Annotated in this window: 11 protein-coding genes; 10 read left to right on the top strand and 1 reads right to left on the bottom strand. The window is 45.6% G+C overall.

Annotation, left to right across the window (positions count from 1 at the left end; all coding sequences use genetic code 11):
* Positions 1-616: 616 nt before the first annotated feature.
* The 10 genes from NXH67_RS03675 to NXH67_RS03630 all read left to right on the top strand — a co-directional run bounded on the left by NXH67_RS03675 (position 617) and on the right by NXH67_RS03630 (position 10,649).
* Entirely contained in the window at positions 617-1,795 is a 1,179-nt protein-coding gene (locus NXH67_RS03675) for an iron-containing alcohol dehydrogenase (RefSeq protein WP_272796439.1), read from the top strand.
* Positions 1,796-1,854: 59 nt separating this feature from the next.
* Positions 1,855-2,652 (top strand): MBL fold metallo-hydrolase, encoded by a 798-nt coding sequence (locus NXH67_RS03670; protein ID WP_022780129.1) that lies wholly within the window; start codon positions 1,855-1,857, stop codon positions 2,650-2,652.
* Positions 2,653-2,826: 174 nt separating this feature from the next.
* Positions 2,827-3,894, top strand: a complete 1,068-nt coding sequence (locus NXH67_RS03665) for an NAD(P)-dependent alcohol dehydrogenase (protein WP_022780130.1) — start codon at positions 2,827-2,829, stop codon at positions 3,892-3,894.
* A 335-nt stretch (positions 3,895-4,229) separates the two neighbouring features.
* Positions 4,230-4,775 carry a DUF7010 family protein gene (locus tag NXH67_RS03660; protein WP_272796438.1) on the top strand — a complete coding sequence of 182 codons (546 nt, stop codon included), beginning with the start codon at positions 4,230-4,232 and terminating at the stop codon, positions 4,773-4,775.
* A gap of 57 nt (positions 4,776-4,832) precedes the next feature.
* Positions 4,833-5,483, top strand: a complete 651-nt coding sequence (locus tag NXH67_RS03655) for a class I SAM-dependent methyltransferase (RefSeq protein ID WP_272796437.1) — start codon at positions 4,833-4,835, stop codon at positions 5,481-5,483.
* A 117-nt stretch (positions 5,484-5,600) separates the two neighbouring features.
* Positions 5,601-6,248, top strand: a complete 648-nt coding sequence (locus NXH67_RS03650) for an IS607 family transposase (protein WP_272796440.1) — start codon at positions 5,601-5,603, stop codon at positions 6,246-6,248.
* Entirely contained in the window at positions 6,187-7,350 is a 1,164-nt protein-coding gene (locus NXH67_RS03645; RefSeq protein WP_272796436.1) for an RNA-guided endonuclease InsQ/TnpB family protein, read from the top strand. Before NXH67_RS03650 ends, NXH67_RS03645 begins: the two co-directional genes overlap by 62 nt.
* Before the next feature lie 284 nt (positions 7,351-7,634).
* The gene (locus NXH67_RS03640; RefSeq protein WP_272796435.1) at positions 7,635-7,760 is read left to right on the top strand and encodes a hypothetical protein; all 126 of its coding nucleotides are present in this window, start codon (positions 7,635-7,637) and stop codon (positions 7,758-7,760) included.
* A 4-nt stretch (positions 7,761-7,764) separates the two neighbouring features.
* Positions 7,765-8,970 (top strand): GTP-binding protein, encoded by a 1,206-nt coding sequence (locus tag NXH67_RS03635; protein WP_272796434.1) that lies wholly within the window; start codon positions 7,765-7,767, stop codon positions 8,968-8,970.
* Between the two features lie 41 nt (positions 8,971-9,011).
* Positions 9,012-10,649, top strand: a complete 1,638-nt coding sequence (locus NXH67_RS03630; protein ID WP_272796432.1) for a hypothetical protein — start codon at positions 9,012-9,014, stop codon at positions 10,647-10,649.
* A gap of 1,209 nt (positions 10,650-11,858) precedes the next feature.
* Here the strand turns inward: NXH67_RS03630 and NXH67_RS03625 are convergent.
* On the bottom strand, positions 11,859-13,662 hold a 1,804-nt coding region (locus NXH67_RS03625), incomplete at its 5' end, for an endo-1,4-beta-xylanase (protein ID WP_272796431.1).

The raw sequence follows: 13,662 nt of genomic DNA, 5'->3' as shown, positions 1-13,662 counted from the left end.
TCGCAATTCTACAAATATTCGGAAACCGCTAATTTACTGCGTAAATTGCTAATTCCTCATATTTGTTTGGGCCATAAAGTCAAAATGCTTAACATGCCAGCATGTACGCATTTATGACTTTTGGCACCTATATCATAATATATTGACACATAAGTAAGGATGAATAAGCACTGTGGCTGAGAGCTGCAGTGCTTTTTTATTTAATAGGAAATTCCTCCGAATTTCCTATTAAATAAAAAACGCTCCGCTAAGGATGCACACTCGCGCGATAGGAATATGTTGCCTTCAGCAACCGCGCTCGGCGCGAGCATGTCGCAAGCGACATTCTTTTTTGTTCCAAAATCTGAGCGAATCATGTCAAAAAATAACGAGCCAACCGACGCCCGGACAGTATAATATAATGATATGGGTGTCAAAAGTCAAAAATGCGTACATGCTTGCATGTTAAGCATTTTGACTTTATGACCCGAACAAATATGAGGAATAAGCAATTTACGCAGTAAATTAGCGGTTTCCGAATATTTGCAGAATTGCGAAAATGACTTTAGTCATGGAGCAATTCGTATATCATATAAATATGATTTGTTATAAATCGGGAATATAGGAGGGTTATAGAATGTTTGATTTTAAATATTTTACACCGACCAAGGTTGTCTTCGGCAAAAACACTGAGGCAAAAGTCGCCGAGCTCATAGAAGAGTTTGGCGGAACCAAGGTCCTTATACATTACGGCGGAGGCAGCGTTGTCCGCTCGGGACTTCTTAAGAAAGTCACCGATACTCTGGATGCAGCGGAAATCAGCTATGTGACGCTGGGCGGCGCTGTGCCCAATCCTCGTCTTAGCCTTGTATATGAAGGAATAGAGCTGTGCAAAAAAGAAAATGTGGACTTCCTTCTGGCAGTTGGCGGCGGTAGCGCTATCGACTCTGCCAAGGCAATTGGCTACGGCGTTGCCAACGAGGGTGACGTCTGGGATTTCTACGATTACAAGAGAAAGCCGGCTGCATGCCTGCCCCTTGGCGTTATTCTGACAATCGCCGCAACAGGGAGCGAGATGAGCGATTCCTCCGTTATCACCAAGGAGGAGGGCCTTGTTAAGAGGGGATGCAACAGTGATTATAGCCGTGCTAAATTTGCCATCATGAATCCTGAGCTGACCATGACTCTTCCGGATTATCAGACTGCCTGCGGCTGCACGGATATTATGATGCACACGATGGAGAGATATTTTACAAACGGCGGAAACATGGAGATCACCGATGCCCTGGCTGAGGGACTTCTTCGCACGGTAAAAAAGAACGCTCTCATCCTCTACAAGGATCCCAAGAACTACGATGCCCGCGCCGAAGTAATGTGGGCCGGAAGCCTGTCCCACAACGGTCTTACAGGCTGCGGCAACGACGGCGGCGACTGGATGACCCACAAGATGGAGCACGAGCTGGGCGGCCTCTATGACGTTGCCCACGGCGCCGGTCTTGCGGCGATCTGGGGCAGCTGGGCAAGATACGTATACAAAAACTGTCTCCACAGATTCAAGAAGTTCGCACTGAATGTCATGGAGGTGGAGAACACAGGAACAGACGAAGAGATCGCACTTCGCGGCATTGAGGCCATGGAGGATTTCTACAGAAGCATCGAGATGCCCACAAACCTCCGAGAACTGGGAGTTCAGCCCACCGAGGACGAGCTTAAGGACATGGCCCATAAGTGCGCCGTAGGCGTCGGCGGCGCCAAGGGCTCAGCCAAGGTTCTGGACGAGGCAGCAATGTTGGAGATCTTCAAGGCAAGCATGTAAAGTGGACCGGGGAGCAAAGGTATGAAACTACTTCTACGATTTAGCAAGGAGGCAATAAGATGAAGGAAATTGCAAGTACTGTAGTGAAACCGGGAAGTGTTGCCCTGTGGTGGATGGGCCAGATGGGGCTTGTGCTGAAGTCAGCAAATACCACGATAATGATAGATTATTTTGCAACGCCGACGAAGGAGAGGCAGGTGCAGCCGCCGATTCCTGCTAAGGAGGTCACGGGGGTGGATGCTTTTCTTGGAACTCATGACCATCTGGACCACATCGACCACGAGGCTTGGAAAATCTGGGCAAAAAAATGTCCGAAGGCGAAGTTCGTTTTTCCCAAAGCCCATGAAAAATCGGTGCTGGAAGACGGCGTGAAGCCTGAAAATGCCGTGGGGATCAATGCGGAGGAATCGGTGAGAATAGGCGATTTCATTATTCATGCGATTCCGGCGGCCCATGAGTTTCCGGACAAGGACGAGGCGACGGGGCTGTATCCCTATCTGCAGTACATTGTGGAATGCGGTGGGATCAAGATATATCACGCGGGAGATACGGTCAGGTATGAGGGAATGCTACCGGCGGTGAAGAGCTTTGGCAGGATGGATGCGGCGCTTCTTCCCATAAACGGCCGTGATGCGGTGCGTTACAGCAACAACTGCATCGGCAACATGACCTATCAGGAGGCGGCGGATTTGGCCGGCGAGATAGGGACCAAGCTGGTTATTCCGGGGCATTTTGACATGTTCGCGGACAACTCCGAGGACCCTGCCAAGTTCAGGGATTATATCGAGGTGAAATATCCCGGGAAATTGAAGTGCCGGGTTCCTGTTATTATGGAAAAAATTGTACTGGAATCTTGATATTTTTTTAGCTGAAAGTCATGTCAATTGGTTACTTTAGACATGGCGAAAACCGCTATTTTGTGCATATTTGAGGGCGGAATCCTGATGACAGGGAGCTGCCCTCTACGTTATAATGTCTTTATCACAATCTATTGGGGAATAAAAAAATTTTATAAAGGAGAAGGTAAAGATATGAAAGGTTTTGCAATGCTCAAAATCGGCGAAGTCGGCTGGATCGAAAAAGAACGCCCCGCCTGCGGACCCATGGACGCCATCTGTCGTCCTCTGGCAATCGCTATCTGCACTTCTGACGTTCACACAGTCTGGGAAGGCGCTGTAGGCGATCGTCACAACATGATCCTCGGTCACGAGGGTTGCGCTGAAGTTGTTGAAGTCGGCAGTATGGTCAAAGACTTCAAACCCGGCGACAAGGTTCTTGTTCCCGCCATCACACCTGACTGGAATTCACTGGAAGCTCAGGCAGGATATTCAATGCATTCAAACGGAATGCTGGCCGGCTGGAAGTTCTCTAATTTCAAGGACGGTCTTGATTCCGAATTTTTCCATGTAAACGATGCAGACGGTAACCTGGCACACATGCCCGAGGGAATGACCCTTGAGGATGCCTGCATGCTGTCAGATATGGTTCCTACCGGATTCCACGGCGTAGAGCTGGCAGATGTTCAGTTCGGTGACACAGTTCTGGTTATCGGTATAGGACCTGTTGGTCTTATGAGCGTTGCAGGAGCACGTCTTCGCGGCGCATCCCGCATCATCGCAGTAGGCACACGTCCTAAATGCGTAGAGGCTGCCAAGTTCTACGGTGCAGACGAGTTCATCAGCTACAAGAACGGAACCATCGAGGATCAGGTTCTTGAGATGACCGGCGGCGTAGGCGTTGACAGAGTCGTTGTTGCAGGCGGCGGAGTACAGACCTTTGAATCAGCTGTTAAGGCTCTTAAGCCCGGCGGCAAGATCGGTAACGTTAATTACCTGGGAAGCGGCGACTATATCACAATCCCTCGTGTTGAGTGGGGCGTTGGTATGGGACACAAGCAGATCGCAGGCGGCCTGATGCCCGGCGGAAGACTTCGTATGGAGAAGCTGGGAGCACTTATCTCATCAGGAAGGCTGGATGTGAGCAAGCTTTCTACGCATGTATTCCATGGATGGGAGCACATTCCTGAGGCGCTGCAGCTTATGAAGGATAAGCCTGCAGAGCTGATCAAACCTGTAGTTATTCTTGATAATCAGCCATAAAGTTTGGCTACACGGACGCTCCGGTTCTTTCTGGCTTGGGACCGGGATCCCGGACTGATACAATTAAATATTTGTCACCTTCGTTCAGTGATTTATGGCATTTCATCCAGCCAGTCCGTCTCATTTCACCCTGTTCAGAACACTCGACGAACTGTCTGTCTGAAACGCTCATAAATCATCATCGCGGAGCTAAAGACAAATATTTAATTGCATCAGTCCGGGCTCCCGGCCCCTAGGTAGGAAGAGCCGGAGCTGTTCTAGTGTAAGGCGTGGGGATAAATGAAATTCACCTATGGTGATTTTCATTAATTTATTTACTAGCGAGGTAAGGCACAATGAACATTGAAGAATTACGAACCGACATAGCAAAAGAACAAAAGAAAGGACTTCCTTTCATCCTGGCATCAGTGGTCATATGGCTGCTGATACTGATTGTTACCTGTCTGGAGATGCCGTTAAGGACCAGGAATATGCTGGTGTTCTGCTGCTCCTGTCCGTTGATGCCGCTGGCGATGCTGGCGGGCAAGATCATTAAGGTGGATTTGTTTTCCAAGAAGAATCCGCTGGCAAATCTGGGATTATTATTCACTTTGAATCAGTTTCTGTATATTCTGATCGTCATGTGGGTATTCAGCGCTGTTCCGGAAAAAATGGTGATGGTGTATGGCATGGTTTTCGGAGCACATCTACTGCCATATTCGTGGTTGTATAAATCTCCTGCATACAGAGTAGTTGCTATATTCCTTCCGATTATGGCACTGATAGTGGGACACCTCTTTTCTGCAATGGTTCTGGCGGGAATGTTTGTATTGACGGAGGTAATATTCAGTATTGTCCTTGCTATTGAAGTCAGGAATATTGCAAAATTACAGCAATCATGATCACACTCTGCACATCATATGCAGAACAATCAGATAAGCATCAAGGAGCAACAACCTATGCAACACGACTATGAATCATACTGGAACCGGTGCTGGCAGGAAGAGAATGCCTCCGACCTATTCAAATACCTCGAAGGCTACAATCGCCTATCCACCCCTGAAATCGATTTTTTTAAACAAAACGGTATAGCCTCCGTCTGCGACGCAGCATGCGGGTTTGGTGCGTACTGTCTTGCTTTTGCTTCAAATGGATTCAGGGTGTCGGGCTTTGATATATCCGAGACTGCGGTGAGAATCACGACTGAGGCGCTTCAGAAGTATAGGTACCCAGATGCTCAGGTCAAGCCGGCGAGCATATTGGATACGGGGTATGAGGACGCCTCTTTTGACGGAGTTGTGGCCCATGCGGTGCTGGATCATCTGACGGCGGCAGATGCCAAAAGAGCGCTGGCAGAGTTATTTCGAATCACAAGACCCGGAGGCCTTGTGATGGTCTCGTTTGATATTCCCGAGGAAGATGATTTTAATGAAGAGCACAGGCTTTTAGAAGACGGTACGATGGAGTATACTTGTGAGAGCCGCGGTGGCATGCTGTTTCGTCCCTATGACTGGGCGGAAATAGAGGAGCTGACCGCAGGTTACAACATATCATACAAGGCGGACAAGGGAAAAAGAGAGCGTGTCGTAGTATTAAGAAAGCCGGAATAAAATAGGACGAAAAATATAAGGCTCGAGGAGGAAAATTAAGTAATTAAGAACATTGTCAAATGTGATTAAATGTGTTTAAATATGCTCAAAGGAGTGTATGGTATGAACACATCAAATATCACAAATTACAAACCAAAAGATTTTGCTGAACTGCTAGGCGTTTCCGTCAAAACATTACAACGTTGGGATAGGGAAGGTACTTTAAAAGCAAATCGAACTCCAACTGACAGGCGTTATTACACTTACGACCAATATCTTCAATTCAGAGGTATTAATCTTGAAAGTGATACTCGCAAAACAGTTATTTATGCCAGAGTATCTACAAGAAATCAAAAAGACGATTTACAAAACCAAATATCATTTTTACGACAGTTTTGTAATGGCAAAGGTATTATTGTAGATCAATGCATTGAAGATTATGGTAGCGGGCTTAATTATAACCGTAAACAATGGAATGCACTATTAGATGAAGTTATGGAACAAAAAATCAAGACTATCATAGTCACTCACAAGGACAGATTCATTAGGTTTGGCTATGATTGGTTTGAAAAATTCTGTATGAAGTTTAATACAACTATAGTGGTAGTAAACAATGAAGAACTATCACCACAAGAAGAACTTGTGCAGGATATTGTTTCAATTCTTCATGTATTCTCTTGCAGACTGTATGGACTTCGTAAGTATAAGAAACAAATAAAGGAGGATGAAGAAATTGCTAAAGAGCTTCAAGACGGAAATAAATCCGACATTGGAACAAAAGACTAAAATCAATAAGACTATCGGGACTTGTAGATATGTCTATAACTTTTATCTTACTCACAATAAAGAACTGCATGATACTGGTCAAAAGTTTATGTCTGGTAAAAGTTTTAGCGTATGGCTGAACAACGAATACCTTCTAAATAATTCTGATTATCTGTGGATTAAGGAAGTAAGTTCTAAATCAGTTAAGAAATCTATTGAGGACGGTTGTGTAGCATTTACACGATTCTTCAAGGGGCAAAGTAAGTTCCCTAAGTTCAAGAAAAAGGGTAAATCTGATGTAAAAATGTATTTTGTAAAAAATAATCCGAAGGATTGTCTTTGTGAAAGACACCGCATCAATATACCTACTCTTGGGTGGGTGAGACTAAAAGAAAAAGGTTATATTCCAACGACTAAAGATGGCTATGTAATCAAAAGCGGAACTGTTTCTATAAAAGCAGGTAGATACTATGTATCAGCTCTTGTAGAAATTCCGGACACTGAAATTACCAATAATGCAAATGAAGGTATAGGAATAGATCTCGGACTTAAAGATTTTGCAATAGCTTCAAATGGTAAGATTTATAAAAACATAAATAAGTCAGTCAGAATAAAGAAACTGGAGAAACAACTGCGTAGAGAACAACGATGTCTCTCACGTAAGTATGAGAATTTAAAGAAAGGAGAGTCCACTCAGAGAGCAAATATACAAAAACAAAAGCTCAAAGTACAGAAACTCCATCATAGGATAGACAATATCCGTACTGATTACATCAATAAAACAATAGCAGAGATAGTGAAAACCAAGCCATCTTATATAACTATTGAAGATTTGAATGTATCAGGAATAATGAAGAACAGACATCTTTCAAAAGCTGTTGCATCACAGAAGTTTCATGAATTTAGAACTAAACTAAAAATCAAATGTGATGATAATGGTATTAAATTAAGAGTCGTAGATAGATTTTATCCATCATCTAAACTATGTCACTGCTGTGGTTCAATCAAGAAAGACTTAAAACTTTCAGATAGAATCTACAAATGTGAATGTGGTTATGTTGAAGATAGAGATTTCAACGCAAGCCTTAATCTAAGAGATGCTGTAACTTACAACATTGCATAATTAAAGCAAATGTAAGTATGTACCGAAGGCTAATTTCGGGAATTAACGACTGTGGAGTGTACAAGAACTTGTGAGTAGCGTATTGCTTGCAATCGCCAAAACATATACGTTGAAGCAGTAAGAACTACCCGTGAGGGTTTCAATTTCTCGATGTGTTTAAGAATATTTAAACACATTTTGAGTGGCAGGTTCTGATTGTCCAGTCATCAAGGGCTTTCTTTGTTTATGATACGGATTACAAGCTTCTGCTGTCCAAAAGTGTTAAGGGTAGCATAATTGCCAAAATGATCGATGATGAAGACAATATCCTTGTTATTACTTCAGACCATATTCTGGCTCTGGGATGCAGCTATGATCTAAGACCCAGGGATAAGGTGAAGCTGTACAGGATTCCGCTGGTTACCGGGTGACAATATGCAGATTTTGCTGATTTCTGGGTTCCTTGGGGCGGGGAAGACCACCTTTATCAAGGAACTTATTAAGAGGACGGACAAGCGTCCCGTCATATTGGAAAATGAATATGGTGCCAACAATCTGGACTCTCTTGAGCTTCAGAAGACGGCTGAGGATTCGGGCAAAAAAGAAGAACTGAAGGTCCTGGAGTTCATGGAAGGGTGCGTATGCTGTACGATGAAGGACAGCTTTGTGAATTCGGTGCTGGCAATCTTTTCTTCTCTAAGTCCGGAATATCTGATCATAGAACCCACAGGTGTGGGGCGGCTCAGTAGTATCATTGAGAATCTAAAACCCATCCTTGGCAGGGTGAATTACCTTCTGGAGCCGGTAGTTGTGCTGTCGCCTTCGAATTTTAGAAGTAACATGAAGGAGTGGCCTGAGCTGTACGCAGATCAGGTTGCGAATGCGGGGAAGGTTGTTTTTTCTAAGTGCGAGAATACAGACGATGAGGAGCTGAAGGCGGTTACAGAGGAGATACTTAAGATCAATCCGAAGGCCAAGGTGACAGACAGGCATTACAGCAAGATGGATGAGGATTGGTGGAGAGATATCCTTGAAGCCGGTGGTGGCGTTGCGGGACAAGGTACGGCTGGATGTGTCAGTACAGGTGCAGGAGCCGGTGTAGGTGCAGGAGCTAGTATAGGTGTAGGAGCAAGTACGAGTACAGGAGCCGGTGTAGATGCAGGCGCTAGTATAGGTGTAGGAGCTAGTACGAGTACAGGAGCCGGTGTAGGTGCAGGCGCTGGTATAGGTGTAGGAGCAAGTACGAGTGCAGGAGCCGGTGTAGGTGCAGGAGCTAGGACAGACGTAGGAGATGGCGCAGTTAAAGGCAACGGTTCAAATACAGGGGAGAGCACCGACTCAGGAAAAGACACAGAGGCCTTATCCCAGGTCAGCATCGATACCGCAGGCTTCCACAACTACGGCGAACTTATCCAGCTCCTTGAGGACTGTTTACACGGCGAATTCGGCCTCGTAAGCCGCGCCAAGGGAACGCTCTGGGTGGGCTCGGAGGTGCTGAGGTTTGACCTGGCAGACAAGCTCTATGCCATAGCCGCCTCCCCAGACGACAACTGCCAATGTGTATTCATCGGCAAAGGACTGAATGAGAAGAAACTCCGTGAGCGCCTTACGGGGCAAGGAAGAAGGATGCTCAAACGTTGATCCGAGGCAGAAGACAAAATTTTTTAGACCAGGAGACAGTATTGGGAACGACATTTTGTAACATCAACGTATTTAATCCGAAAGGAATAGAATATAAACCCGGGAAGAACCTGACAATCGTTAAGGCATCCAAGGAATGGGACACCATAGTCCAGGAGGATGACATTCCCGAACCTATGGCAATCAAAAAAGCAGCAAAGGCAGTATCTGCAGCAGTAGAGGGAACCGCAATTTCCCTGTGCTATCTTGATGACTCTGCATTTGAGCTGACAGTATTTGAGGCAGGAGCCAAGAAGGGCGAGTATCTGCTGGATAACGGCTTTTGCAAAAAGAGCGGCCTTCCGAACATAATAAATGGCCTTGGGCTGGATGATAAGGCAGCTAAGGCCTTTAAGAAGATCATTACGACAGAGGCTGATGCACGCAAGGTTATCGAATTACTTTGCGCACTAAGTGAGATACCTCTTTTCCTCGATAAAAGGATGTTTGATGAGGGGGTTCTGAAAGTCACTGAGTTAACCGGGAATGCCGTGATCAAGCAATATACCACTGCTCCAAAGGCCAAGAAAGGGGCACTGGGTGACAAGAAAGAAGCGCAGCTCCTTCAAGAGGTATCCGGTGTGCTGGGTGGCTTCTATGACTATGAAAACGGCATTTTCTCCATGATGAGGCATGAGGATGACGGGACACTGGACAGAGGGCATTTGCACTGCTATCAGCTGATTCAGGAGCAGGAGCCTAGATTTGAGAAGAGTCACGACATAAGAATGGATCTGGAATCGCTGTCTACCATGAAGAATATCAAGGGATTTGTTTATCACCGGCAGACACCTTTTTACCCGGAGACCCTGTCTGTCTATGATGATACCGATTCTATCGGCTATATAGCCCAAGGCGATGCCTGCGATAGCTACAGGGATCGGATACTTGTGCCCGTGGATAAGCGCGTTTTTCCCAAATATCAGATACAGCTCCAATGCGATGATCTGAAGGTAGAGGGACCCGAGGGACTCGTAACTTACTCCCAGTGTGAAGCCAAATATCTTGTCAGAGAAGGGGATTATTACAAGCCCCTCAGAAAAGAGCGGGAATTCGAACCAACTCCTGACCAGCTGCATGATATGGGCTACGACTGCAGAAAGCTTGATCATTTCTATGCCGACTCAGAGGAAATCGTAAGGATCATGATGGTCACTGACATTAAGGAAGCTCAGAGCTATTTAAGGGTAGATTACTTCGGACATGACTATGTGCTTAAGCGCACTGAACAGTTCCCCATCAAGAGCTCCTTTGATTTCGAATCGATCTGGGGCGGATGTGTCTACATACGGGAGAAGAATCTTATCTTTGCCGGCGGCTATTCTATAGACCTAGGCAAGAAGAAAATTAGCGAGATCAGTGAGCTCCCCGCTAAGCTTAAGCAAAAGCTCTATGCCTGCCACCTATGCAGAAATAAAGCCGGTAAAGCAATGGTTGCCGTTATCATGGACAAGATGATCTGCATCCTTAATGACAACCTTAAGCTCCAGTACCACGCTAAGTTCAAAGAATCCATCGAAAATTACTACTTCGATGAGTCAGGTAATCTGTTTGTTGTAACCTGCAAGAGGGGCTGGAAAATGCCCTATGATGATTACAGGGAAGATTCCGGAATCAAACTCTATAAGCTCGAAATCTGATGAAGCATATGGGATTGAAGCTGTGAGGTTGTATGTAGCGGCTTTTGCTGAATCGATGCTACTAGATCACAATGATATAAATGAAGGGCAGTACATCATGATGATTGATGCGCTGCCCTTTTTATGGGTGTATGCTACCATTTTGCGAGGAGGTTTGGTAGCTATGAAATGAATGAAAAAGTTTTGTGCTATTATTTTGTTTGGATTTCATGTATGTATTGTGGGTCAAATAGTGGAATACTCTCACATGTTGATAATGTATTGGCATTACGCGATATTGCGCATATATGATATCGATAATAAGAGGGCGATTTACGTCTACATAATGGATTCTTGAAATAAGACGTAGTCCATTTTTTGGCTTACGTCTATAATGACTTTTTATCGGAGGAGACGTAGCGTCAATTGGAATTGTGGTTTTACATTACGTCTGGACAACACTTTTTTAGCCAGAGGCGTAATTCTAATCTTGTATTGGTGGGAGGTATATTGCGAATTACGCCATTTTCGCGTTTTATACAGAATAGACTTAATTGAATTTTCTAGGACTACGTCAAATACAAGAAACGGTCAATTCAGACGTAATGAAAAAAATGGACTACGTCTTCTCAGTAAAAAACCTGTAATTATACGTAATAACAAGTATTAGCAAGTACTAGCAGGTACTAATAAGTGATAATAAGTAATTTGAAGTCATGAGAAGTACTAGCACGTAATGACGTGTTGTGTTTGCTTAATTTTTATTCGAGAAAACGATGTAAAAGGATTGTGGGCGGGGCCTTCGCCAGGAAGGTACATTCAATGGATAGCGGATTTACATGGCTTGTGATAGATATCTTTGTTGCTGGGCGTAAAGATGGGATAATGAGGGGCGGAAAAGCGCTGGGGACGGGGGAGAATGGGCGGCGAAGGCAGCGGGAAAACGTGCAGTTCTTGTACGACGACATGATTATCAAGACGAGAGGGCGAAGGGATGGCGACTGTCCACGAATAGGCATGAGTAGGAGACATCCCTTTGACATCGAGTCTTAGAGAATCAGGAGGCGCACGAAAACCAGCGTTTTCACGGTGACTTTGCCGCCCGTTCTCCCCAGTCCCCAGCGCTTTTCCGCCTCTCATTATCCCTTCTCTTCCGTCCTGGTAGCCAATACAAAAAAAGCCGGGAAGTACGAAATGTACTTCCCGGCGTCATTAAGTTACGGGGTTGTATTACTCAAGGGTGTAATCGATTGAGCTGTTGGCCTGGCCGCTGCCAAGTGAACCGAACTCAACTGATCCGCCTGCAGGAATGTAGGAGTTCCATGAAACAGGAGTAATTACATAGTAATTGCCGCTGGTCTTAACATTTACATTCCAGGAAGAACCGATGTTAACCTGGTTCTTGTTAACTTTGAGTGTCCATCCGTTAACAGCGCTGCCAGAGTTGTTGACGATCTTCCAGGTTACCTGGTAGCCGCCGCCCCAGCTGTTAACTGAGTACTGAAGCTCAAGTCCGCCTTCAACTACAACAGGCTCGGGATCGGGCTCCGGAGTAGGCTCTGGATCGGGTGTAGGCTCAGGATCGGGAGTAACTACAGTCTCTGAAGATGATGAAGGAGCTTCTGCCTTCTCGAACTGCCAGAGCTGGTTGTTGCCGCCGTTAGCTGCCCACTGTACTACGTTAGTGCCGTCTGCTGTCTTCTTCTCATAGATGTCGAGTACCTTAGCACCTGATGTAGCCTTGGTTCCGATGTTGTAGTAGCCTGCATTTGCTGTTGTGAGAACAACGAACTGCTGAGCTGTTCCGCCGTAAGCCTGGTAGATACCTACGTCTGTTCCGTTGTCTGTCTCGCCGTTTGCAAGGTCAAGGTTAACATCGCCAAGACCGTTCTTAAGTGTGATGTAGCCATCACCAACGTTTGTTACATACCACTTCTGTGCACGTACGCCGCTGCCTGTCTTGATAACAACGCTCTTCCAGCCGTCTGCATTGTCTGCGTCAACTGTGAGGTACTTCTGTGAAAGAGGATTCTTTACATAGTACCAACCGTCGGAGATGGTTGCTGTCTCAACTACAGGAGTGGGCTCGGGTTCGGGCTCGGGATCCGGTGTAGGAGTAGGTGTGGGCTGAGGATCAACTACAGGTGTGTTTGATCCGCCGCCTGCTGTAGGCTGACCGAAGGTCTCTGTGTAAGCCTGGATAACCTTGTTGTAAGCCTGCTTGGGCTGACCGGGTCTTGAGAAAAGAAGAGGAGCAGAGTTGCTTATCCATGTTGTCTGATCTGAAAGTCCCCACCATGTGATACCTGTAATCTTACCGCCGTTCTTCTTGGCCTGGTTGATGCCCTTGAAGAGGTTGTAAGAGTAGTTAGCCATATCGCTGTCACCCTTGTTGGTGATATCAAGCTCTGTGATCTGAACCTCAAAGCCTGCTCTGAGGAATGAGTTAAGAGCCTGGAGATAGTAATCAGTTGAAGGATAGTTGGTTCCAAGGTGTGACTGCATACCAACACCTGAGCAAACCTTCTTACCCTGGTTGATGTAGTTAACAAGCTTGATTACATCGTTTACTTCCATGTATGTGTTGTAATCGTTGTAGAAGAGGCTAACTGAGTTAGTGAGCTTGAAGTACTCAAGTGTCTCATAAGCGTAGTTAAATGCCTTCTTTACATATGTAGCGTTGGTCTTGTTGCTGCCGTAAACTGCTTCCCAACCGGAGTTCTGAGCGTGAAGGATCTCGTTACATACATCCCATGCATAAACAACAGAGCCGTACTGGTTGTTGTATACGTGGTTCATAACGGTCTTAACATACATCTCAAGACGCTTGTCCATTGTGGAAGAATTTACAAAGCCGCCGTTTCCTGAATAGCCGTTTCTGAAGAACCAGCTAGGTGTCTGTGAGTGCCATACAAGAGTATGAGCTCTCATCTTAAGGCCGTTCTGGTAGCAGATCTTCATAACTTCATCAACAGTGTTGAAGTTGATCTGAGGAACATACTGCTCATTGTATCCGCTGGGGATGTAGTATCCC

Source organism: Butyrivibrio sp. DSM 10294 (assembly GCF_028539135.1).
In the GTDB taxonomy this organism is placed as follows: Bacteria; Bacillota; Clostridia; order Lachnospirales; family Lachnospiraceae; genus Butyrivibrio.
The sequence above is the reverse complement of the archived record's forward strand: the minus strand, read 5'-3'. Positions and strand labels throughout refer to the sequence as shown.